General features: G+C 46.0%; 18 protein-coding genes and 1 pseudogene. 14 read left to right on the top strand and 5 right to left on the bottom strand.

Translation table 11 applies throughout. The features are described 5' to 3' along the window. Nucleotides 1-241 precede the first annotated feature (241 nt). The 3 genes and pseudogenes from TI10_RS25255 to ackA all read right to left on the bottom strand — a co-directional run. Nucleotides 242-382: pseudogene (locus TI10_RS25255) on the bottom strand (PqaA protein); the annotation flags it as partial. Nucleotides 383-885: 503 nt separating this feature from the next. Beyond that, complete coding sequence (pta, locus tag TI10_RS18100) at nucleotides 886-3,015, bottom strand: phosphate acetyltransferase (RefSeq protein ID WP_074524968.1); 2,130 nt, start codon at nucleotides 3,013-3,015, stop codon at nucleotides 886-888. An 87-nt stretch (nucleotides 3,016-3,102) separates the two neighbouring features. Continuing rightward, nucleotides 3,103-4,305 carry an acetate kinase gene (gene ackA / locus TI10_RS18095; protein WP_049584772.1) on the bottom strand — a complete coding sequence of 401 codons (1,203 nt, stop codon included), beginning with the start codon at nucleotides 4,303-4,305 and terminating at the stop codon, nucleotides 3,103-3,105. Between the two features lie 391 nt (nucleotides 4,306-4,696). Between ackA and yfbV the strand changes: the two genes are divergently transcribed. Then, nucleotides 4,697-5,152, top strand: a complete 456-nt coding sequence (gene yfbV, locus TI10_RS18090) for a terminus macrodomain insulation protein YfbV (RefSeq protein WP_049584771.1) — start codon at nucleotides 4,697-4,699, stop codon at nucleotides 5,150-5,152. Nucleotides 5,153-5,270: 118 nt separating this feature from the next. Next, the gene (locus tag TI10_RS18085; protein WP_049584770.1) at nucleotides 5,271-7,103 is read left to right on the top strand and encodes an SLC13 family permease; all 1,833 of its coding nucleotides are present in this window, start codon (nucleotides 5,271-5,273) and stop codon (nucleotides 7,101-7,103) included. Here the strand turns inward: TI10_RS18085 and yfbR are convergent. Together yfbR and TI10_RS18075 are read right to left on the bottom strand one after the other, a co-directional pair. After that, nucleotides 7,100-7,693: a 5'-deoxynucleotidase gene (yfbR, locus tag TI10_RS18080; protein ID WP_049584769.1), complete on the bottom strand. Its 594-nt coding sequence runs from the start codon at nucleotides 7,691-7,693 to the stop codon at nucleotides 7,100-7,102. The two genes, TI10_RS18085 and yfbR, sit on opposite strands and share 4 nt — an antisense overlap. 820 nt (nucleotides 7,694-8,513) lie before the next feature. After that, nucleotides 8,514-9,728, bottom strand: a complete 1,215-nt coding sequence (locus tag TI10_RS18075; protein ID WP_049584768.1) for a pyridoxal phosphate-dependent aminotransferase — start codon at nucleotides 9,726-9,728, stop codon at nucleotides 8,514-8,516. 813 nt (nucleotides 9,729-10,541) lie between these two features. On the opposite strand from TI10_RS18075, the gene hexA reads away from it, so the two are divergent. The 12 genes from hexA (at nucleotide 10,542) to nuoL (ending at nucleotide 24,184) form a co-directional block, all read left to right on the top strand. Continuing rightward, nucleotides 10,542-11,471, top strand: coding sequence for a transcriptional regulator HexA (gene hexA, locus TI10_RS18070; protein WP_049584767.1), 930 nt, complete (start codon nucleotides 10,542-10,544; stop codon nucleotides 11,469-11,471). A gap of 706 nt (nucleotides 11,472-12,177) precedes the next feature. Then, the gene (locus TI10_RS18065; protein WP_011147306.1) at nucleotides 12,178-12,627 is read left to right on the top strand and encodes an NADH-quinone oxidoreductase subunit A; all 450 of its coding nucleotides are present in this window, start codon (nucleotides 12,178-12,180) and stop codon (nucleotides 12,625-12,627) included. An 18-nt stretch (nucleotides 12,628-12,645) separates the two neighbouring features. After that, a complete protein-coding gene (locus tag TI10_RS18060) occupies nucleotides 12,646-13,320 on the top strand; it encodes a NuoB/complex I 20 kDa subunit family protein (protein ID WP_011147305.1) in 675 nt (224 codons plus the stop codon). Between the two features lie 118 nt (nucleotides 13,321-13,438). Then, complete coding sequence (nuoC, locus tag TI10_RS18055; RefSeq protein WP_088372760.1) at nucleotides 13,439-15,238, top strand: NADH-quinone oxidoreductase subunit C/D; 1,800 nt, start codon at nucleotides 13,439-13,441, stop codon at nucleotides 15,236-15,238. Nucleotides 15,239-15,240: 2 nt separating this feature from the next. Further along, nucleotides 15,241-15,789, top strand: a complete 549-nt coding sequence (gene nuoE, locus TI10_RS18050) for an NADH-quinone oxidoreductase subunit NuoE (RefSeq protein WP_049584765.1) — start codon at nucleotides 15,241-15,243, stop codon at nucleotides 15,787-15,789. Beyond that, nucleotides 15,786-17,150, top strand: coding sequence for an NADH-quinone oxidoreductase subunit NuoF (gene nuoF / locus TI10_RS18045; protein ID WP_049584764.1), 1,365 nt, complete (start codon nucleotides 15,786-15,788; stop codon nucleotides 17,148-17,150). The genes nuoE and nuoF overlap by 4 nt, the downstream gene beginning before the upstream one ends. Nucleotides 17,151-17,225: 75 nt before the next feature. Then, a complete protein-coding gene (gene nuoG / locus TI10_RS18040) occupies nucleotides 17,226-19,952 on the top strand; it encodes an NADH-quinone oxidoreductase subunit NuoG (RefSeq protein WP_139180517.1) in 2,727 nt (908 codons plus the stop codon). Continuing rightward, a complete protein-coding gene (nuoH, locus tag TI10_RS18035) occupies nucleotides 19,949-20,926 on the top strand; it encodes an NADH-quinone oxidoreductase subunit NuoH (RefSeq protein WP_049584762.1) in 978 nt (325 codons plus the stop codon). Before nuoG ends, nuoH begins: the two co-directional genes overlap by 4 nt. Nucleotides 20,927-20,940: 14 nt before the next feature. Continuing rightward, nucleotides 20,941-21,483 carry an NADH-quinone oxidoreductase subunit NuoI gene (gene nuoI, locus TI10_RS18030; protein ID WP_049584761.1) on the top strand — a complete coding sequence of 181 codons (543 nt, stop codon included), beginning with the start codon at nucleotides 20,941-20,943 and terminating at the stop codon, nucleotides 21,481-21,483. Between the two features lie 12 nt (nucleotides 21,484-21,495). Continuing rightward, on the top strand, nucleotides 21,496-22,041 hold the full coding sequence (gene nuoJ, locus TI10_RS18025) for an NADH-quinone oxidoreductase subunit J (protein WP_049584760.1): 546 nt from the start codon (nucleotides 21,496-21,498) through the stop codon (nucleotides 22,039-22,041). Continuing rightward, nucleotides 22,038-22,340: an NADH-quinone oxidoreductase subunit NuoK gene (nuoK, locus tag TI10_RS18020; RefSeq protein WP_015833671.1), complete on the top strand. Its 303-nt coding sequence runs from the start codon at nucleotides 22,038-22,040 to the stop codon at nucleotides 22,338-22,340. The genes nuoJ and nuoK overlap by 4 nt, the downstream gene beginning before the upstream one ends. Beyond that, nucleotides 22,337-24,184, top strand: coding sequence for an NADH-quinone oxidoreductase subunit L (gene nuoL / locus TI10_RS18015; RefSeq protein WP_049584759.1), 1,848 nt, complete (start codon nucleotides 22,337-22,339; stop codon nucleotides 24,182-24,184). Before nuoK ends, nuoL begins: the two co-directional genes overlap by 4 nt. Nucleotides 24,185-24,199: the final 15 nt, after the last annotated feature.

The following is a 24,199-nucleotide window of genomic DNA, read 5'->3' as shown; positions in this document are numbered from 1 at the left end:
CGATTTTTTATCATCATCATTCCATTAAAGGTGGCCGTTTAGGCGGTCACTAGACTCAATCAGAATAACAAGTTTTTGTACATATCTATTTTCCTTGCATAAGCAAATACTTTGATTTTATGAACAATATTTCATCTTGCTTGAATATTTACATCTCCAGATCTTCGGCTATTATCAGGAAACATCGGAGGTCTAAGTTTTCACAAATGGCTTATTCAGACTTTATCAACTTATTCTGAATCTAACCCCCCCGACCGGGTAATGTTTGGCATGTCGGGCCATTTGATAGCGGGGCGACTGTCGGATATTTGTCATCAGGAGTAATGTAAACCTGCGTTGTTGCCACATACCCATCACTAAAAGTCGCTTCAATATAAGTCGCCCCATCCAGTAGCCAGAGAAATAGATTGCTGGAGACGATTAATAGAGTAGTCATAATCTGATGGTCGAACTGCTGTTCAAGGAATTATCATGCCACTACAGTTAAAATAGGTCCTCGTTTAGTCAGGCCGATGCTGATATTGGTATGCTGTGTGTTAGCGATTAAACTTATTAGTGCTGAAAATAACCCGCTACGGATTATGATCTTTAATCTTCTCTAAATTGTACTGAATTAAAACAAATCACTAAGCGGATTGAATTATGCCCAATTTCATCAAGTAAGATTGGCGTAAGGTTTATACCCTATGGATATCAAGATGGATCGCGACGGTAAGGGAGCTAATCCCCGGGAGCATAGATAACTATGTGGCCGGGGTGAGTGCAGCCAACAAAGAGGCAACTTGAAAGATAACGGGTATATAACGCAGAAGAATAAATTTAAAGGTCTGAACCTTATTAATGAGGTCAGACCTTATTAATTTAACTGGCGCGTGCAAGAAACGGTTACGCTTCACCCTGTGCTGATTGAATCGCAGTCAGTGCAACCGTGTAAACAATATCGTCTACCAAAGCGCCACGGGATAAATCGTTCACCGGTTTACGCATACCTTGCAGCATCGGCCCGATTGAAACCAGATCCGCAGAACGTTGTACCGCTTTGTAGGTGGTGTTGCCGGTGTTCAGATCAGGGAAGATGAACACGGTAGCTTGACCGGCAACCGGTGAGTTTGGCGCTTTGGATTTCGCCACGTCCGCCATAATTGCGGCGTCGTACTGCAATGGGCCATCAATGATCAGGTCTGGACGTTTTTCCTGCGCTAAACGAGTTGCTTCACGTACCTTCTCAACATCACTACCGGCGCCGGAGTTGCCGGTAGAGTAGGAGATCATGGCTACGCGTGGTTCAATACCAAATGCTTTAGCTGAATCCGCCGATTGAATGGCGATTTCGGACAGTTGTTCAGCCGTTGGATCTGGATTGATTGCACAGTCACCGTAAACCAGAACTTGTTCTGGCAGCAGCATAAAGAATACAGATGATACCAATGAGCTACCCGGCGCAGTTTTGATTAACTGCAATGGTGGGCGGATAGTGTTTGCCGTGGTGTGTACCGCACCGGATACCAAACCATCAACTTCGCCCTGTTCCAGCATCAACGTACCCAGAACAACGTTGTCTTCCAGTTGTTCACGTGCGACGACTTCGGTCATGCCTTTGTTTTTACGCAGTTCAACCAGACGTGGGACATAACGCTCACGTACAGCAATTGGATCAACAATCTCAATACCTGCGCCCAGTTCTACTCCCTGAGCAGCGGCCACCCGACGGATCTCTTCTGGATCGCCCAGTAGAACACATTGGGCGATACCGCGCTCAGAACAAATAGATGCCGCTTTCACGGTACGAGGTTCGTCACCTTCCGGCAGAACAATGCGTTTGCCTGCTTTGCGCGCCAGTTCTGTTAATTGATAACGGAATGCCGGTGGAGAGAGGCGGTGTGGGCGTTCAGAGTTCGCTGTCAGGGAGTCGATCCACTCTTTGTTGATATGGTGTGCGACGTAGTTTTGCAGCTTTTCGATACGTTCATGGTCATCAGCCGGGACTTCCAGGCTGAAACTTTGCAGGCTCAGGGAAGTCTGCCAGGTGTTGGTATCAACCATAAAGACGGGCAAGCCAGTGTTGAAAGCGCGTTCACACAATTGCTTAATCGGCTCATCGATGGCATAGCCGCCAGTCAGCAGAATTGCACCGATTTCAACCCCATTCATAGCCGCCAGACAGGCTGAAACCAGAACGTCTGGACGATCAGCAGAAGTGACCAGCAAAGAACCGGGACGGAAGTGTTCTAACATGTGTGGAATGCTGCGCGCGCAGAAAGTTACGGATTTAACACGACGGGTTTTGATCGCGCCTTCGTTGATAATGCGGGCGTTCAGGTGTTTTGCCATATCAATGGCACGAGTTGCAATCAGGTCAAAACTCCACGGAATGCAACCCAAGATTGGCAATGGGCTGTTTTTAAACAGCGTGTTCGGATCGATGTTAGATACGGTGGCTTTTGAGGATTCGTCAAAGATCTCCGACAGATCCGGACGGGTACGGCCTTGATCGTCAACCGGCGCATTCAGTTTGTTAATGATAACACCGGTAATGTTCTGGTTTTTGCTGCCGCCAAATTCAGCACGAGCCAGTTCAACACGTTCTTTCAACTGTTCCGGGGAATCGTTACCTAGCGCCAATACGAAGACGATTTCAGCATTCAGGGTTTTGGCGATTTCATAGTTGAGAGACTGAGCGAACGAATGTTTGCGGGTTGGAACCAGACCTTCAATCAGAATAACTTCTGCATCTTTGGTGTTTTCGTGGTAAAGGGCCACGATCTTTTCCATCAGTACATCTTTCTGATTGGTTGTCAGCAAAGATTCCACATATGCCATGTCCAGCGGTTCAGCGGTCTTTATGCTGGAATGAGAGCGGATGATGGTTGTGGTTTGATCTTGGGTGCTGCCACAGCAACGGGATTGGGCGATAGGTTTGAAAACACTCAGGCTAACGCCTTTTTGCTCCATTGAGCGAATTACACCTAAACTAACACTGGTCAGGCCGACGCTGGTGCTAGTAGGGATCAACATAATTGTACGGGACACGGAAACCTCTTTACGGTTGCTCGTTGGTCAAAAAATAGTACCGCCAGCAGTGACTGGCGGTTAGTAAAATTATTACGCGGTCAGGCGCGCTGCATCTTGAGCGATCACTAATTCTTCATTGGTTGGGATCACCAAAGCAAGGCGGCTGTTGTCAGTAGTGATAGCGCCGGATTTACCGAAGCGAGCCGCCAGGTTACGGTCGTGATCGTATTCGAAACCTAACAGAGCCAGTTTTTTCAGTACCAGCTCACGAACCAGTGAGGAGTTTTCACCGATACCACCGGTAAAGATAATGGCATCCAAACGGCCTTCCATCAGTGCGGAGTAAGAGCCAACGTATTTAGCCAGACGGTGGCAGTAAACATCCATAGCGCGTTTAGCATCGGCTTTGGTTTCATAGTTATCTTCTATATAACGGCAATCACTGGTGACTTCGGTCAGGCCGAGCAGGCCAGATTCTTTGGTCAACAGTTTGTTGATTTGTTCAACGCTCATGCCCAGTGAATCATGCAGGTGGAAAATGATCGCTGGATCGATGTCGCCACTGCGAGTACCCATGACCAGACCTTCCAGTGGCGTTAATCCCATCGAGGTGTCAACACATTGACCATTAACGATAGCAGAGATAGAACCGCCATTACCCAGATGGCAGACGATAACGTTCAGCTCTTCAACCGGTTTGTTGAGGGTTTTTGCCGCTTCACGGGAAACGAAGAAGTGGCTGGTTCCATGTGCGCCGTAGCGACGAATACCGTGCTCTTTGTACAGGTTGTATGGCAAGGCATACAGGTAAGCCTCTTCCGGCATGGTCTGATGGAACGCGGTGTCGAATACGGCAACGTTTTTGTCAGTCAGGTGCGGAAACCCTTTTTTCGCTTCTTCGATGCCAATCAGGTGAGCAGGGTTGTGCAATGGCGCGAATGGAACCGCGTCTTTAATCCCTTGAATCACTTCATCATTGATGGTGACGGATGCCGTGAATTTTTCACCGCCGTGAACAATGCGGTGGCCGATTGCGGCGATTTGATCAGAAAGTTCTGGTTTTTCGGCCAGAATAGTATTAACAATAAAGTTCAATGCTTCACTGTGGGCTGCACCAGCACCTAAAGCGGCTTCATGTTTTGCGCCATCCATTTTCCACTTAATGCGGGCTTCAGGCAGGTTAAAACATTCAGCTAGACCAGAAAGATATTCTTCACCGTTAGCAGGATCGATGATAGCAAATTTCAGAGAAGAGCTACCGCAATTGAGGACCAGTACCAGCTTACTTGACATGGAAATACCTATATCGTGTTTGTCATTGAGTCTTACAGATAAGACATGTGATTAATAAAACGTCAATTACTTATTAGCTTAGCGCGTAAGGTGATGACATTAAATGATTAACATCATGCTAAATGCAGAGAGCATGATGATAAGGTTTCGATTTTCAAAACCCCTTTTTTGCCAGCCATGATGTTAAGAGATAGCGTGATTTGTTAACAAAATGAACCTAAATGCAGTAAAAAAAGTAAAATGTGTCGCTTTACTGCTGTGTATAACACAAAAGTGGATGTAGGATACCGATAGACAGCAGTAAAGACAAAATATACTTAATCCTACAAAAAATATTTTATCATTTACAATGTTTTTTTAAAAAATGTGTTTTTAATTGATCGAGGTCATGATGAGCGCAACACCTCCCACCAGTAATGGATGGCTGAGAAAGATGCAACTGGGACAGCAATACATGAAAACTTGGCCGATTGAGAAACAATTGGCGCCCATGTTTCCTGAAAACCGGATTATTAAGGCGACCCGTTTTGGTATCCGGTTTATGCCGCCGTTGGCTATTTTTACGTTGACGTGGCAAATCGCACTGGGTGGTCAGCTTGGTCCAGCGGCGGCGACGGCGCTGTTTGCCTGTAGTTTACCGATGCAAGGGTTATGGTGGTTGGGGAAACGAGCAGCAACGCCGCTACCGGCGGCATTGCTGAAATGGTTCCATGAAATCCGTGATAAATTTGCCGCAGCCGGTATCGCAATGGCGCCAGTGCAGCAAACGCCAACTTATCAATCTCTCGCAGAACTGTTGAAACGCGCATTTAAACAACTCGATCGTTCGTTTCTTGATGATATTTAAGATTCATGATGAAAAGTGGATATATTGTTGATCGCAACTGGAGATTTTCCCTCAATAAAATGGTCTACTAGCCAAGTTTTCGACACTAATATCTTCTTCTTTGTTGATAGAGGCCATTTTGAATAGCGAACTCTTGTGGGTATTGACCCTGCTGTTGATAGCTATTGTTCTTTTTACCACCAGTAAACTGCGTATGGACATTGTCGCATTATTGGTGATTATCGCGTTTGTCATGAGTGGAACGTTGACGTTAAGTGAGGCAACCAGTGGTTTTAGTGATCCCAATGTGTTGCTGATAGCTGCCTTGTTTGTTATCGGCGAGGGGTTGGTCAGGACTGGCGTTGCTTATCAAATGGGGGATTGGCTGGTAAAGGGGGCCGGAAACAGCGAAACCAAAATGTTGGCGTTACTGATGCTGACTGTTGCGGGGCTTGGCGCTTTTATGAGCTCAACGGGCGTGGTTGCGATTTTCATTCCTGTGGTGCTCAGCGTGGCGGCAAGAATGAAGATTTCGCCGCGGCGGTTGATGATGCCTTTGAGTTTTGCCGGGCTTATCAGCGGCATGATGACGCTGGTAGCGACGCCGCCCAATATGGTGGTTAACAGTGAGTTGATACGGGAAGGGCTTCCTGGTTTCAAATTCTTCTCTATTACACCTATTGGTATTTTGATTCTGTTTGCCGGTATTGGTTATATGCTGATTGCTCGTTATTGGCTAGGAAATAATCAATCGGATAAAGGTCATGACAAATGGGATCGCCGTACTTTCCGTGACCTTATCCGCGACTATAAATTATCAGGTCGCGCGCGTCGTCTGGCAGTCCGCCCGGGTTCTCCGTTGATTGGCCTCTCTCTTGATGAGTCAAATTTGCGTGCCCGCTATGGGGCTAATGTCGTCGGTATTGAGCGCTGGCGGCGTTTTCGGCGTGTTATGGTCAGCGCGATGGGCAATACCGAATTGAGAGCGCAGGATGTGCTACTGGTTGATATGTCAGACGGTGAGGTGGATCTGCGTCAATTTTGCAGTGAGCAATTATTAGAACCGATGGTGCTGCGTGGAGAATATTTCTCTGAACAATCTCGTAACGTGGGGATGGCGGAAGTTTCTCTGATCCCAGAATCGGATTTATTGGGTAAGTCGCTGCGGGAAATAAGTTTTCGTACCTGCTATGGTTTGAATGTTGTTGGTATTCGACGTGATGGGGAATCGTTATCGGGTAAGCTGGTCGATGAGCCACTACAACTTGGGGATATTTTGCTGGTTATTGGTGATTGGAAATTGATCCGTGTCCTAAAAACCAAAATGCGCGATTTTATTGTCCTTAATCTACCGGTTGAGATTGAAGAGGTAGCCCCGGCAACATCTCAAGCGCCGCATGCGCTTTTTAGTTTGGTACTCATGGTAGCCATGATGCTTACCGATGAAGTACCTAATGTCATTGCCGCATTGATAGCCTGCCTGTTGATGGGAAAATTCCGTTGTATTGATATGGAAAGTGCGTACCGCGCGATTCATTGGCCTAGTATTATCCTGATTGTCGGGATGATGCCGTTTGCGCTGGCATTACAGAAGACGGGCGGGATTGATTTGATAGTCCGTGGCCTGATGGATATTGCAGGCGATATGGGGCCGAGGGTGATGTTGGTATGTCTGTTTATACTTTGCGCCATAATTGGTTTGTTTATTTCCAATACGGCAACGGCGGTGTTAATGGCGCCGATAGCCATTGCTGCCGCACGTGAAATGGCAGTATCTCCCATGCCATTTGCCATGATTATTGGTGTAGCAGCTTCTGCCGCATTTATGACCCCGGTTTCATCCCCAGTCAATACGCTGGTTCTTGGCCCCGGTGGTTATAAGTTTTCTGATTTTGTCCGTTTGGGCGTGCCGTTTACCATGTTGGTGATGGTGATAAGTGTGCTGGTCATCCCTTGGTTGTTTCCATTTTAATGTGGAATGTCGAGGCTAATTTCGTCCAATGACAAGTTGAATCCTGGTACAAAAACCTGCATAAAGTAATCCATTTCCTGGCTGTGACGATCAGCCAGGGTTTTTTCAAGCCGGGTTTTCGCCAGATTGAATTCATGGTTACCTGCCGATAATTCTTCCAGACATTTCAGATAAGCACACAGAGAATCGGCTTGCTTAATGATAAAAGTTTCTTCTGCTGTATGCTGACTGTCATCCAGAATTGAGCGGAAATCCTCTTGCAGCTCTGTCGGCAGCATTTCCAGTAATTTTTTCTGTGCGATTTTTTCTATCTTTTTGTATTCCCTCGCGATATGGGGATTGTGATATTTGACCGGAGTGGGTAAATCTCCGGTGATAACTTCGCTGGCATCGTGATACATAGCCAACAACGCAATGCGTTCAGCGTTCACGTTGCCGCCAAATTTGCGGTTTTTGATAATGGCTAAGGCATGTGCGACAAAAGCTACCTGTAGGCTATGTTCGGACACATTTTCTGTACGTACATTGCGCATCAGAGGCCAACGGTTAATCAGTTTCAAACGGGAAAGGTGGGCAAAAAAGTGGCTCATAATCATCTCTTACAGTAAACATTGCTTTTATACCTAATAGATTTCGAGTTGCAGCGCGGCGGCAAGTGAACGAATCCCCAGGAGCATAGATAACTATGTGACTGGGGTGAGTGAGTGCAGCCAACAAAGCAGCAGCTTGAAAGATGAAGGGTATATTGTGAGCGGTGGATGGGGGTGAAGTAAACCTTAAAATCGTTTCTTATTTTTATCCCTTAATTTTATAGGGAAATATGCTATTTATCTAACACTCATTAAAATGGGTATCCAGACTGGGCTGTATAGCAGGGGTGATATGGTTGATTTACATTTACCATTAACTGGCAATGTTATAGTCGTAATGGATATATTTTTTTAAAGAAATTTATTTCTCCGCTCCATTTTATATACAATTTATATACAAAAATTTCATATAATTTACAATAGTTTGTTATTTATTCAGGTGTTCTCTTTTATCAAGTTTAATAAATGCAATGTTTAATTCTTTTGTATCTTGCTAATGCCTTATATAATCACTGTAAAAGTCTCCGATAAAATAAAAAAATTAGTCTGTGTTACCGGTAAAAAATGAAAATTTATTGGTCTTATTTGGCAGAGAATCGTCATTTGGTATCAATAAAGAAAGTTATGGAAATGATTATCCAAGATTTTTCTCTGACAAGGGAGGTTTTCCTCAGTGAGGAAAAAACGGGCAGGCTAGATTTATCGGACAGGTTAGATTCATCGGAATAGAAGAAATAGGTTTTCTTCTACACCGATAGGATGCATGGTATGAATAATCTCCGTTATCAGTCATCTCTTTCTGTGAACGGAGAGATTATTTTTACTGATGATATTTGCCAATAAATCGAGCGAATTTCTGAATTGCCATCTCCAGCTCATCGAGCCTTGGTAGCGTCACGATGCGGAAATGGTCAGGTTCCGGCCAGTTAAATGCGGTTCCTTGCACTAACAAAACCTTCTCTTGTAATAAAAGGTCAAGCACCATCTTTTGGTCATCGTGAACATTAAAGCGCTTCATATCAATTTTTGGAAACATATATAAAGCGCCTTTGGGTTTTACGCAGGAAACGCCGGGAATTTGATTAATTAATTCCCATGCTCGGTTACGCTGCTCATACAAACGACCACCAGGTAAAATGAATTCACTGATACTTTGGTAACCACCTAAGGCAGTTTGAATAGCATGTTGCATTGGCACATTAGCGCATAAACGCATTGATGCCAGCATCTCCAAACCTTCAATATAGCTCTTAGCGTGTTTCTTCGGGCCGTTTAATACCATCCAGCCTTGACGAAAACCGGCTACCCGATATGTTTTCGATAGCCCGTTAAATGTTACCGTTAACAGATCAGGGGCGAGCGCGGCAATTGAATGATGCTCTGCATCGTCATATAAGATTTTGTCGTAAATCTCATCAGCAAAAATAATCAAATTATGTTGACGGGCTATTTCAACAACTTCTAATAGCAGTTCTTTACTATATACAGCACCCGTTGGATTATTAGGGTTAATAATCACAATCCCACGTGTGCGAGGCGTAATTTTGTTACGGATATCGTTTAAGTCAGGAAACCAATCTGACCCTTCATCACACATATAATGTACGGCTTTACCGCTGGAAAGTGAAACTGCCGCAGTCCAGAGAGGATAATCAGGCGCAGGAACCAGCATTTCATCACCGGTATTCAGTAATGCTTGCATTGCCTGAACGATTAATTCAGAAACGCCATTGCCGATATAAATATCTTCAACAGTCACATCCATCATATTCCGGGCTTGATAATGTTGCATGATAGCTTTGCGCGCGGAATACAGACCTTTCGAATCTGAATAACCCTGCGCGGTTGGTAAGTTACGGATAACATCTACCAAGATTTCATCTGGCGCTTCAAAACCAAAGGGTGCTGGATTACCAATATTTAATTTGAGGACTTTATTACCTTCTTCTTCAAGGCGTTTAGCTTCCTTGAGTACAGGGCCGCGGATGTCATAACAAACATTATCCAATTTGCTGGATTTTTTAACTGCTAGCATAGAGAGTCTTACCTTATCTTGGCAAAAAAAAGAGGTCGCCTGGCACATAGTGTGTAACATTTAATGTACTCTTCCCGCTGAATGTTTTGAAGATGCCTTGATATATTTGGTTAAAATGGTTGTTTTAGTAGGGAAGTTGTTATTTGAGTATCTTTTTATGCAAATTATGTTAGCGTTAAATTCTGAATTTATTAATGACATTGAATTTATAATCTGAATTGTGGGTGTTTTCTAGTGTGGAAATGGGGCGTTTTTAACGTGATAACCGCCTGGTTGCGCCATTGTGGGGATAAAATGAGCATGGCTCAATTTGTCAATAAAAATTGTTGTGTTTGTATAATTTATTCTTATGTATAAGATTTACCTTGAATTGGCAATTCAGAACTATATATTTTAGAAAGATCGAACAATATTTTTGATCATTTCTGGAAACTAGTTGTAAATTTATCTGAATAGGATTATTAAACATTAGTGATATTGTAGATTTTTACTTTATATTTAGTTTTTCTGATATAACTTATGTTATTCTTTGACGTGAGTCAGAAAACAAAATAACCAAACTAGAAATCACATATAGGGTGTTGTAAATAGGGATTGTCCTCAATTTATTTAGGAATCCGAGTAACTTTTGCTAAGAGAGAGGAGAAAATAAAACCCGCAATGGGTTCAATAGGTAAAAAAACAGCAGTAAATCTTTGCCCTATTTAATAGAGTAGAGTACTGTCTAAGCGATGTTAATTTAATTTGATAGTGCTTACGTAAAAACACCAGGTTAGTTAGTAATTAAAATCAAAAAAAAGTGATGAATAAACAATGATAAATGCAAATCGTCCGATAATGAATCTCGATCTCGATCTGCTAAGAACTTTTGTTGCTGTTGCTGATTTAAATACTTTTGCAGCAGCAGCAGCAGCAGTATGCAGAACGCAATCGGCTGTAAGTCAGCAAATGCAACGTTTGGAGCAGTTGGTGGGCAGAGAGTTGTTTGCCCGTCATGGCCGTAATAAGCTTCTTACAGAGCATGGTCTTCAACTTCTTGGTTATGCAAGACAAATTCTGCGCGCTAACGATGATGCCAGCGCATCATTGACCTATAGCGATGCGGAAGGCGAACTAAGAATCGGTGCATCCGACGATACGGTGGATACACTGCTCCCTTTTTTGTTAAATCGTATCGCTTCTGTTTATCCGCGGATGGCAATAGATGTCCGTATAAAGCGTACTCAATTTATTGAAAGTATGCTGGATAGCCATGAGATCGATTTAGCGCTCACAACCGCGAAAATCAGTCATCATCCAAGGACTGTTCTGCGCTCAACACCGGTATTATGGCATTGCGCTCCTGATTTCCAGCTACAACCAAATGAACCTGTGCCATTGGTTGTGATGGATGAAACCAACCCATTTCGCCAGTTGGCGTTGGATACGTTGGATGAGGTGGGGGTATCGTGGCGGATTGCTTACGAAGCTGCTTCTTTGTCGGCAGTTCGCACGGCAGTGAATGCAGAAGTCGGTATTACTGCCCGTCCTCTGGAAATGCAAAATGCTGATTTGCGTATTTTAGGGGAGAGTGAAGGGCTTCCTCGTTTGCCTGAAACCCAATTCTCTCTTTATAGGCATAGTAATGAACAGAATGAATCTGTTCTGACGGTTTTTAGTGCAATAGAGAATAAGAAAACGCCATACACGATATCGGGTGTTTCTGAAGAACTTCCTGATGATGACGATATTATTGATGAGTAATATCTGAAACACTTGTCTTTGCTAATACCTCCATTATGGACGGAAGGAGGTATTAGTTCCTTGGATATATTTATAAGCAATCATCAACTAAATTCATCTTATTTTGTTGTTATCGTAATCATTAAATATACGGTGGCATTTTTCTTAACACCCCCCTGATTTGGTTAACAAATTGTTATATTGTTAACAAAGTAATAATTCGCTGAATTGATGAAATAAGAATTTCTGTAGTGAACCAGAACTTTTCTTGTTGATAATGGGTAAAAAATATAATTTCTTCAGATTTGAATGAATTATCAGCAGCAGTAAAATTTTTTTCTGTCGAATTGTGTACTTGATCAAAGAAATACTCCCTATGTAGCAGTGGAAAGGCAGGTTTTTCCTGAGATAATGATGTAGTAAAAGCGAGTTATCGGTTAAACTAGCTTCCGCCGCTGTTCGCATGCCAGTTGACTGACACGTTTTAGCAGTGCGGTAGCACGATCCGTTAAGACTAAGTTTGTTGTTTGTAAATAAATGTTAGATTAATTTTGTCATAACAGACAAAATATTGTTGAGAGGAGTAAAAACCAAGAAGATTCACTCCATCAATCATTGATTAACAGTGTTTCAGATTTGGTTGTTACCCCTTCCCTTGAATCGATGTGGTGCAACACTGCCAGACAAAAGAGCAGACACTTTTGACACCACTTTTGATGAGTAAGCAATGAGTATGTCAACATCCACTGAACTCTTTGCCCATCACTGGGCATTCGCGGTATTTCTTTTAGGTGCTTTCGGTCTGTGTGCTTTGATGCTGTTAGGGGCATTTTTCTTGGGCGGAAGAGCGAAAGCCCGGGCAAAACATGTTCCTTATGAATCCGGTATTGATTCTGTCGGTAGTGCTCGTCTCCGTATGTCGGCCAAGTTCTATCTGGTCGCTATGTTCTTTGTCATCTTCGATGTTGAAGCGCTGTTTTTATATGCATGGTCAGTCTCTATCAAAGAGAGCGGCTGGTTAGGCTTTATCGAAGCAAGCATTTTCATTTTGGTGTTACTCGCAGGCTTGTTTTATCTGGTGCGTATTGGAGCGCTGAATTGGACGCCATCTCGTTCAAGCCGCCAGGTAAGTAAACCAAGTGTTGTGATTAACATTAACAATAGTCATCCGCAGTAAATAGCGAGGCATTTAAAGATGGATTATACGCTCACCCGCATAGATCCGAACGGTGAGAATGACCGTTATCCCCTGCAAAAACAAGAAATTGTCGCAGACCCACTAGAGCAGCATGTCCACCGTAGTGTTTACATGGGCAAACTGGAGCATGCTCTGCATGATATGGTGAATTGGGGACGTAAAAACTCCCTGTGGCCCTACAACTTTGGTCTTTCCTGTTGTTATGTGGAAATGGCCACATCATTTACCGCTGTTCATGATGTCGCTCGTTTTGGCGCTGAAGTTTTACGTGCATCACCCCGCCAGGCGGATTTTATGGTGGTTGCTGGAACTTGTTTTACCAAAATGGCGCCGGTTATTCAGCGTTTATATGACCAGATGCTTGAGCCGAAATGGGTTATCTCTATGGGAGCTTGCGCCAACTCTGGCGGTATGTACGATATTTATTCTGTAGTTCAAGGCGTCGATAAGTTTATCCCCGTTGATGTTTATATTCCTGGCTGTCCTCCCCGCCCTGAAGCTTACATGCAAGCTCTGTTGTTGTTACAGGAATCAATCGGCAAAGAGCGTCGTCCGCTGTCTTGGGTGGTGGGAGATCAAGGGGTTTACCGTGCCAATATGCAGTCAGAAAGAGAACGTAAGCACGGGGAACGTATTGCAGTGAAAAATCTGCGTACGCCAGACGAAGTTTAAGAATCTGTCTTTTAGGCAGTAGGCGTGATTAAAGCAGCCTAATGAATGTAACCAGAGCAATGTGTTGCGATACTAATCCCGATCAAAACGAACACTGATCAAAGCGTTGTGGTGAAGAATGATGATAGATCAGATAGCGCAAGAAAGCGCCCGGCCTGCGTGGCAAACTCACGACCATCTTGATGATCCGGTGGTGAGTGAGCTGCGTAACCACTTTGGCCCGGATGCCTTTACTGTTCAGCCAACCCGTACTGGTTTGCCAGTTGTCTGGGTGAAGCGTGAACAATTACTGGAAGTAATAACTTTCCTGAAGAAGCTGCCTAAACCTTATGTCATGTTGTTCGATTTACATGGCATGGATGAGCGCCAGCGTACTCACCGCCAGGGTCTGCCAGAGGCAGATTTTTCTGTGTTTTATCACCTGCTTTCTATTGAGCGTAACCGCGATGTTATGTTGAAGGTTGCCCTCAGTGAAAAAGACCTGAATCTGCCGACTGCAACTCCTTTGTTCCCAAATGCCAACTGGTATGAGCGTGAAACATGGGAAATGTTTGGCATTGTCTTTAACGGCCATCCAAACCTGCGCCGTATTATGTTGCCGCCGACTTGGGAAGGGCATCCGCTGCGGAAGGATTATCCCGCTCGTGCGACGGAATTTGATCCTTTTGAACTGACCAGACAGAAAGAAGATCTGGAAATGGAAGCGCTGACTTTCAAACCAGAAGAGTGGGGAATGAAACGGGGTACCGAGAATGAGGACTTTATGTTCCTTAACCTTGGTCCTAACCATCCCTCTTCTCATGGCGCATTCCGTATCATTCTGCAATTGGATGGTGAAGAGATTGTCGATTGTGTCCCGGATATTGGTTATCACCATCGTGGCGCGGAGAAGATGGGAGAGCGTCAATCTTGGCACAGTTATATTCCCTATACAGACCGTATTGAATACTTAGGCGGTTGTGTTAACGAAATGCCTTATGTGCTGGCGGTGGAAAAACTGGCAGGAATTGAAGTGCCTGACCGGGTAAAAACCATTCGCGTTATGTTGTCGGAATTGTTCCGTATCAACAGCCATCTTCTGTACATTTCGACCTTCATTCAGGACGTTGGCGGAATGACGCCGGTGTTCTTCGCCTTTACTGACCGCCAGAAGGTGTATGATCTGGTGGAGGCGATTACCGGTTTCCGTATGCATCCGGCGTGGTTCCGCATTGGCGGCGTTGCTCATGATTTACCGCGTGGTTGGGATAGATTATTGCGCGATTTCCTGAATTGGATGCCTAAACGCCTTGATTCCTACGTGAAAGCAGCGCTGAAAAACAGCATCCTGAAAGGCCGTTCTATTGGGGTTGCCGCTTATAATTCCAAACAAGCCCTTGAATGGGGCACTACTGGAGCGGGTTTGCGGGCAACGGGCATTGCGTTTGATGTGCGCAAATGGCGTCCATACTCCGGCTATGAAAATTTTGATTTCGACGTGCCGATTGGTAATAACGGCGACTGTTATGACCGCGTGATGTTGAAAGTGGAAGAAGTGCGTCAGAGCTTGCGAATCTTGAAACAGTGTCTGGATAATATGCCGGAAGGTCCATTCAAAGCCGATCACCCACTGACGACGCCGCCACCGAAAGAGCGTACTTTGCAGCATATCGAAACCATGATTAACCACTTTTTGCAAGTGTCATGGGGACCAGTAATGCCGGCAAATGAATCTTTCCAAATGATTGAGGCCACCAAAGGCATCAACAGCTATTACCTCACCAGCGACGGCAGTACAGTGAGTTACCGTACCCGCGTCCGTACACCGAGTTATCCGCATTTGCAGCAGATCCCATCGGTAATCCGCGGTGGCTTAGTTTCTGACCTGATCGTGTATCTGGGCAGTATCGATTTTGTTATGTCTGATGTGGATCGCTAACTATGCAAAGTGAAATTAACGCGAGTGCTCAACAAGCGCGCCTTGATGTGGTTAACGTAACAGAGTCTCAGGCAAAAGCAGATTTTGTGCTGAGCACCGAAGAACACGATGCTATTGAGCACGAAAAACACCACTATGAAGATCCGCGCGCTGCTTCGATAGAAGCATTGAAAATTGTACAGAAACATCGTGGTTGGGTGCCGGATGGCGCCATTTACGCGATTGCTGATGTGCTTGGTATTCCCGCTAGTGATGTGGAAGGTGTGGCAACATTCTACAGCCAGATTTATCGTCAACCTGTGGGCCGCCATATTATTCGTTATTGCGATAGCGTGGTTTGTCATATTACCGGTTATCAGGATGTTCAGGCTGCGATTGAAAAACACCTGAATATCTGTCCGGGGCAGACGACGAAAGATGGTCGTTTTACGCTGTTGCCAACCTGTTGTCTGGGTAACTGTGACAGAGGTCCGACCATGATGATCGATGACGATACGCACAGTTCTGTCAGGCCTGAAGAGATTGAGAAGTTACTGGAGCAGTATCCATGACAGCATATTCAGGAATAAAAGAAATTATTCGTACTGAGGAAAACCATCCTCTTACCTGGCGTTTACGGGATGATAAACAACCGGTATGGCTGGATGAGTACCGTAGCAAAAATGGTTATCGCGGTGCTGAAAAAGCACTGAAAAGCATGTCCCCGGATGAAGTGGTTTCTCTGGTAAAAGACGCCGGGCTGAAAGGCCGTGGCGGTGCAGGTTTCTCTACTGGTTTGAAGTGGAGCCTGATGCCAAAAGATGAAAGCATGAATATCCGTTATCTGCTATGTAACGCAGATGAAATGGAGCCGGGTACTTACAAAGATCGCTTGCTGATGGAGCAACTTCCTCACTTGCTGGTGGAAGGGATGTTGATCAGCGCATTCGCTTTGAAAGCTTATCGTGGCTATATCTTCCTGCGTGGCGAATATGTGGAAGCGGCTGTGCATCTGCGTAAAGCCATCGAAGAAGCTAAGGCGGCGGGTTGGTTAGGTAAAAACATTATGGGCAGCGGCTTTGATTTTGAGCTGTTTGTTCATACCGGCGCAGGACGTTATATTTGTGGTGAAGAAACCGCGCTGATTAACTCACTGGAAGGTCGCCGAGCAAATCCTCGCTCAAAGCCGCCATTTCCAGCCACTTCCGGCGCATGGGGTAAGCCTACTTGCGTCAACAACGTTGAAACCTTGTGCAACGTTCCTTCAATTCTCGAATACGGCAAAGAGTGGTATGTCGGTCTGAGTGCGGGCAAGAGTAAAGATGCCGGTACTAAACTGATGGGGTTCTCTGGTCGGGTGAAAAATCCGGGCTTGTGGGAGCTGCCATTTGGTACGACTGCCCGTGAAATTCTTGAAGATTATGCCGGCGGTATGCGTGACGGCCTGAAATTCAAAGCTTGGCAGCCAGGTGGGGCAGGGACTGACTTCCTGACCGCTGAACATTTGGATTTGCCAATGGATTTCGAAAATATCGCTAAAGCGGGCAGCCGTTTGGGTACTGCCTTGGCAATGGCGGTTGACCATGAAATTAACATGGTTTCTTTAACCCGTAATCTTGAAGAGTTCTTTGCTCGTGAATCTTGCGGCTGGTGTACGCCATGTCGTGACGGGTTGCCGTGGAGCGTGAAAATCCTGCGTGCAATAGAGCGTGGGGAAGGGCAGCCGGGGGATATTGAAACGTTGGAACAGCTCTGTCGCTTCCTTGGGCCAGGTAATACATTCTGTGCTCATGCGCCAGGGGCCGTGGAACCACTACAGAGCGCCATCAAATATTTCCGTGATGAATTCGAAGCTGGAATTGTGACCAAAGACTATGGCAACACTCATTTCATTGCGGGTATCCAGTCAAACCTGTTGAAACAGCGTTGGTAATGGGTTTTTCACGAAATTAGCAGAATTTTTGATTAACACTTGCTGAAAAGCAGGTCATTTGGAAGCATGCTGACTATGGCTACGATACATGTAGACGGCAAAAAATATGATGTAGACGGGGCTGATAACCTGTTACAAGCCTGCCTCTCTTTGGGGTTGGATATTCCTTATTTTTGCTGGCATCCAGCGCTTGGAAGCGTTGGCGCTTGCCGCCAGTGTGCGGTGAAGCAATATCAAAACGCGGATGATACGCGCGGTCGTCTGATAATGTCTTGTATGACTCCGGCGGCGGATGGCACTTTTATCTCTATTGATGATGAAGAGGCTAAGAAGTTCCGTGAGAGTGTGGTTGAGTGGTTGATGACTAACCATCCGCACGATTGCCCGGTGTGTGAAGAAGGGGGCAACTGCCACTTACAGGATATGACCGTGATGACCGGTCATACATTCCGTAAATACCGTTTCACTAAGCGTACTCATAACAATCAGGAATTGGGGCCGTTTATTTCTCATGAAATGAACCGCTGTATTGCTTGTTATCGTTGTGTGCGTTACTACAAAGATTACGCCGACGGCACTGATTTTGGTGTCTATGGCGCTCACGATAATATCTATTTTGGTCGCCCTGAAAGCGGAACGTTGGAAAGTGAGTTCTCCGGTAACCTGGTAGAAATCTGTCCAACAGGGGTATTTACTGATAAAACCCATTCTGAACGTTATAACCGTAAATGGGATATGCAGTTTGCGCCAAGTATCTGCCAACAGTGCAGCATTGGTTGCAACACCAGCCCGGGGGAGCGTTATGGTGAATTACGCCGTATCGAGAACCGTTATAACGGGACGGTAAACCACTATTTTATGTGTGACCGTGGTCGTTTCGGTTACGGTTATGTCAATCGTAAAGATCGCCCTCGTCAGCCACAGCAATTGCGTGGCGATCATTGGATCTCGCTTAACGCTGAACAGGCCATGCAGGGTGGGGCAGATATTTTACGTCAGGCCAAAAATGCCATCGGTATCGGTTCCCCACGCGCCAGTCTGGAAAGTAACTTTGCACTGCGTGAACTGGTGGGTGCGGAAAACTTCTATAGTGGGATTGCTGCGGCTGAACAACAACGTCTTGATATGATGTTGGAAATTCTGCAACAGGGGGGTGTTTATACACCGTCGCTGCGTGAAATTGAAAGCTATGATGCGGTACTGATTTTAGGTGAAGATCTAACGCAAACCGGCGCCCGGATGGCGCTGGCCGTTCGTCAGGCTGTGAAAGGCAAAGCCCGCGAAATGGCCGCTGCTCAGAAAGTTGCTGATTGGCAAATTGCCGCTGTGATGAATATTGGTCAGCGTGCGAAATATCCCCTGTTTGTGACCAATGTGGATGATACTCGTCTGGATGATATCGCAGCGTGGAATTATCGAGCGCCGGTTGATGATCAGGCGCGTTTTGGTTTTGCAGTCGCTCATGCATTGGATAACACTGCGCCGGCAGTTGAAAATTTGCCTGACGAACTGAAAGCTAAAGTGGAAATGGTTGCGCAAGCATTGATTGGCGCGAAGAAACCGCTGATTATCAGCGGTAGTAACGTCGGTAGCGATGCGATTATTCAAGCAGCGGCCAATGTTGCCTGGGCACTGAAAGACCGAGGCTCAGATGTCGGTTTGTCGTTTGTTGCAATCTATGCGAATAGTATTGGATTGGGAATGATGGAGGCTCAGCCGCTGGATGTTGCGTTGCAACGGATAAGCAGTGGTGAATCTGATACGGCTATCGTGATGGAAAATGATCTCTATCGGCATGCCGCAGCAGATAAAGTAGACGATGCGCTGAACAATCTGAAAAACCTAATTGTGATTGATCATCAACGCACCGCCATCATGGATAAAGCCCATTTGATTCTTCCAGCTTCTAGCTTTGCAGAAAGTGACGGTACGCTGGTAAATCAGGAAGGTCGGGCACAGCGTTATTTCCAAGTTTTCGAACCCTCTTTCTACGACAAGTCGGTGGTAATGTTGGAGAGTTGGCGTTGGTTGCACTCCTTGCAAACAACTTATACTGAACGCCATTTAGATTGGACACAGCTTGACCATGTTATTGATGCCTGTGTTGAAACAATGCCACAGCTTAAAGGCATTGTTGATGCAGCGCCGGATTCTACATTCCGTATCCGTGGTCAGAAACTGGCTCGTTCACCGCACCGTTACAGTGGTCGTACTGCAATGTTGGCGAATCTTAGCGTACATGAGCAGCGTCAGCCAGAGGATGTCGATTCGCCATTTGCTTTCTCAATGGAAGGTAACAATAGTCCCAATGCTTATCGTCAGCAGGTGCCATTTGCGTGGGCGCCGGGCTGGAACTCACCACAAGCTTGGAACAAATTCCAGGCAGAGGTCGGTGGTCATCTGCGCTTTGGCGATCCCGGTGTGCGTCTGATTGAAACTACAGATGGCGGTCTGAACTACTTCGATCAGATTCCGACAGCATTTATTGCACAAGATAACCAATGGACAGTGGCTCCTTACCACCATTTGTTCGGTAGTGAAGAGTTAACTCAGCGTTCTGATGTCATTCAGGAACGTATGCCGGAGCCTTATGTGATGCTCAATAGCAAAGATGCGGATCAATTGGGTGTGAAAACGGGTTCTGTTCTGGAGTTTGATTGTTTTGGTCAGCAACTGCGTCTGGCAGTTCGTCTGAGTGAAAGTCTTGCTCAAGGGCAGATCGGTTTGCCGATGGGAATGCCGGGTATCCCTCCGGTATTGGCAGGTGTTTCCGTGAATAATCTGCGGGAGGTTGCACAATGAGTTGGTTAACCCCCGAAATTATTGATGTGCTGATCGCTGTTCTGAAAGCAGTGGTGATCCTGGTAGTGGTGGTTGTCTGTGGGGCATTGATGAGTTTTGGTGAACGTCGTTTGCTAGGGCTGTTTCAAAACCGTTATGGGCCGAACCGTGTTGGTTGGGGTGGATCATTACAAATCGTCGCTGACATGCTCAAAATGTTCTTCAAAGAGGACTGGGTACCACGGTTTGCCGACAGAATGATTTTTACCTTGGCGCCGGTGATTGGTTTCGTTTCTCTGTTGTTGGCGTTTGCTATTGTGCCGATTACGCCGACTTGGATGGCCGCTGATCTGAACATTGGTATTTTGTTCTTCATGATGATGGCGGGTCTGGCTGTCTATGCGGTGTTGTTTGCTGGATGGTCAAGTAACAACAAATACTCATTACTGGGGGCGATGCGTGCTTCTGCGCAGACACTGAGTTACGAAGTGTTTATCGGCCTCTCCTTTATGGGCGTTGTTGCTCAGGCAGATTCCTTCAATATGGTGGATATCGTCAATGCACAGGAGCATATGTGGAATATCATTCCTCAATTCTTTGGCTTCTTGACTTTTGCTATCGCGGGTGTGGCGGTGTGTCACCGTCATCCATTTGACCAGCCGGAAGCAGAACAGGAGCTGGCTGACGGTTACCATATTGAATACTCCGGTATGAAATTCGGCCTGTTCTTCGTTGGTGAATATATCGGTATTGTCACGGTTTCTGCCCTGATTGTGACAATGTTCTTTGGTGGTTGGCATGGTCCATTCCTGCCGCCATTTGTCTGGTTTGCGTTGAAAACGGCATTCTTCATGGTGATGTTCATCCTGATACGTGCCTCTTTACCACGCCCACGTTATGACCAGGTGATGGCATTTGGCTGGAAAATCTGTCTGCCGCTGACCTTACTTAACCTGCTGGCGACTGCGGCAGTGATTTTGTACAACGCTCAATAAGGGGGGAATGAACCATGACATTGAAAGAGTTAGTGGTTGGTTTTGCCACCCAGGTACGCAGTATTTGGATGATTGGCTTGCATGCCTTTCATAAGCGCGAAACCCAAATGTATCCAGAGGAACCGGTTTATCTGCCGCCCCGTTACCGTGGCCGTATTGTGCTGACGCGCGATCCGGACGGTGAAGAGCGTTGTGTTGCCTGTAACTTGTGTGCGGCGGTTTGCCCAGTGGGATGTATCTCACTGCAAAAAGCTGAACATAAAGATGGTCGTTGGTATCCAGAATTTTTCCGCGTTAACTTCTCACGTTGTATTTTCTGTGGCTTATGTGAAGAAGCTTGCCCGACGACTGCGATCCAATTAACGCCGGATTTCGAAATGGGGGAATTTAAGCGCCAGGATCTGGTGTATGAAAAAGAGGACCTGACGATTTCAGGTCCGGGTAAATATCCTGATTATAACTTTTACCGTAAGACAGGTATGGCAATTGGCGGCAAACCAAAAGGTGAAGCCGACGATGAAGCGAAACCTATCGACGTTAAAAGCTTGTTGCCGTAAGGAGCGATATTCATGGAATTTACGTTTTATACCGCCGGGCTGATTGCCATATTGGCAACTATCAGGGTGATTACCCATACCAATCCGATACATGCGCTGTTGTATCTGATTGTTTCTCTGCTGGCGCTTTCAGCGGTGTTTTTTTCGCTTGGCGCTTATTTTGCCGGTGCGCTAGAGATCATCGTTTACGCCGGGGCCATTATGGTGCTGTTCGTTTTCGTGGTGATGATGCTAAACCTTGGCAAATCTGTTGTGGAACAAGAGCGTGTCTGGTTGAAACCGAAGACCTGGGTTGGTCCGGGGATACTGTCAGCCGTGCTGCTTGTTGTGCTGGTGTATACCATTATCAATGTTTCTCATGGCGATATTGCCGACAATATCACCGGTGAAGTTATCAGCGCTAAAGAAGTGGGTATCAGTTTATTTGGGCCGTATGTATTGGCTGTTGAACTGGCTTCTTTGCTATTACTTGCCGGTATGGTGGTGGCGTATCACATAGGCCGTGAGCATAAACAGGGTGAAGTGCTCAGCAACCGAAATGCGGAGGAGCAACCATGATACCTCTTCAACATGGACTGATTTTGGCGGCAATTCTATTTGTGCTGGGCCTGACCGGGCTCATCATTCGCCGTAATCTGTTGTTTATGTTAATTGGACTCGAAGTGATGATTAATGCTGCGGCTTTGGCTTTTGTTGTGGTAGGCAGCTATTGGGGCCAGCCAGATGGTCAGGTGATGTTTATTTTGGCTATCAGCTTGGCGGCGGCAGAGGCGAGTATTGGACTGGCGCTGTTATTACAGCTCTATCGTCGTCGCCAGAATCTGAATATTGATATAGTCAGTGAGATGCGCGGATGAACTTACTCTATTTAACAATTCTGCTGCCACTGTTGGGATTTTTGCTGTTGGCATTTTCCCGTGGCCGCTGGTCTGAAAATACATCAGCTACCATTGGGATTAGTTCTGTTGGTTTGGCTGCATTGGTTACCTTATGGGTTGCTATCGATTTCAACAGTCAGAATGGCGCGGGCGATCTGGTTTATAGCCAGAACCTATGGAACTGGATGGAAGTTGGGAATTTCAGTATCCCGTTCACTCTGGTTCTTGATGGTTTATCGCTTACCATGTTGAGTGTGGTAACTGGCGTTGGTTTCCTGATCCATATGTATGCCTCGTGGTATATGCGTGGTGAAGAGGGTTATTCCCGTTTCTTCGCTTATACCAACCTGTTTATTGCCAGCATGGTGATACTGGTTCTGGCAGATAACATGATGCTGATGTATCTCGGTTGGGAAGGGGTGGGGCTGTGCAGTTATTTGCTGATTGGCTTCTATTATACCAATCCGGCGAATGGCGCCGCGGCAATGAAAGCCTTTGTCGTTACCCGTGTAGGTGACGTCTTCCTGGCTATCGGCATGTTCATTCTGTATGACAATCTGGGAACATTGAACTTCCGCGAGTTGGCGATTTTAGCTCCGCAGCATCTGGAAGCTGGTTCTTCGGTGATTACTTGGGCAACCCTGATGTTATTGGGTGGGGCCGTAGGTAAGTCAGCCCAATTGCCGTTACAAACTTGGTTGGCCGATGCGATGGCCGGTCCAACGCCGGTTTCTGCGTTGATCCATGCGGCAACGATGGTGACCGCCGGGGTTTACCTGGTTGCACGTAGCCACGGTCTATTCTTGATGGCGCCGGAAATCCTGCAACTGGTTGGCACTGTTGGCGCTGTCACGTTGGTGTTGGCAGGTTTTGCAGCGTTAGTGCAAACCGATATTAAGCGGGTATTGGCTTACTCAACCATGAGCCAGATTGGCTACATGTTCTTAGCGTTAGGGGTTCAGGCGTGGGATGCGGCAATCTTCCACCTGATGACTCACGCTTTCTTTAAGGCGCTGTTGTTCCTGGCATCAGGTTCCGTCATTTTGGCTTGTCATCACGAACAGAATATTTTCAAAATGGGAGGATTGCGTAAATCCATTCCATTGGTTTATATCTGCTTTCTGGTGGGTGGCGCGGCGTTATCCGCGTTGCCAATCGTCACTGCCGGTTTCTACAGTAAAGATGAAATTCTGTGGGGAGCAATGTCACATGGTCATATCAACCTAATGCTGGCTGGTCTGGCAGGTGCATTTATGACTTCTTTGTATACCTTCCGCATGATTTTCATCGTATTCCACGGTGAGGCGAAAACAAAAGCCCATCCTGTTAAAGGTATTACCCATCACTTGCCGTTACTGGTATTGCTAGTGCTTTCAACCTTTGTGGGCGCGTTGATTGTGCCGCCATTGGCGGGAGTGTTGCCGGGCAGCCATGTAATGGATCATACAGGCAAAATGACTCTGGAAGTAGTTTCTGGCGTGATCGCTGTAGCGGGTATTTTGCTGGCAATGGCACTGTATTTGGGTAAACGTCAGTTGGTGAATGGTGTGGCGCAAAGTGCTCCGGGCCGTTTCTTCTCCGTGTGGTGGTTTAATGCCTGGGGCTTTGATGTTCTCTATGATTGGGTATTTGTTAAGCCGTTCAAGAACATTACCCATGTATTGCGAAACGATCCGCTAAATTCACTGATGAATATTCCTGCGGTGTTATCACGCTGGAGTAACAAAGGTCTTAGTCTGAGTGAAAATGGACAGGTCCGTTGGTACGTTGCCTCTATGGGGTTGGGTGCAGTGCTGGTTTTAGCTCTGCTGCTACTGGTTTAATTTAAGGGATACATT

Source organism: Photorhabdus luminescens subsp. luminescens (genome assembly GCF_001083805.1).
Classification (GTDB): domain Bacteria; phylum Pseudomonadota; class Gammaproteobacteria; order Enterobacterales; family Enterobacteriaceae; genus Photorhabdus; species Photorhabdus luminescens.
This window is presented reverse-complemented; position numbering and strand designations above follow the sequence as displayed.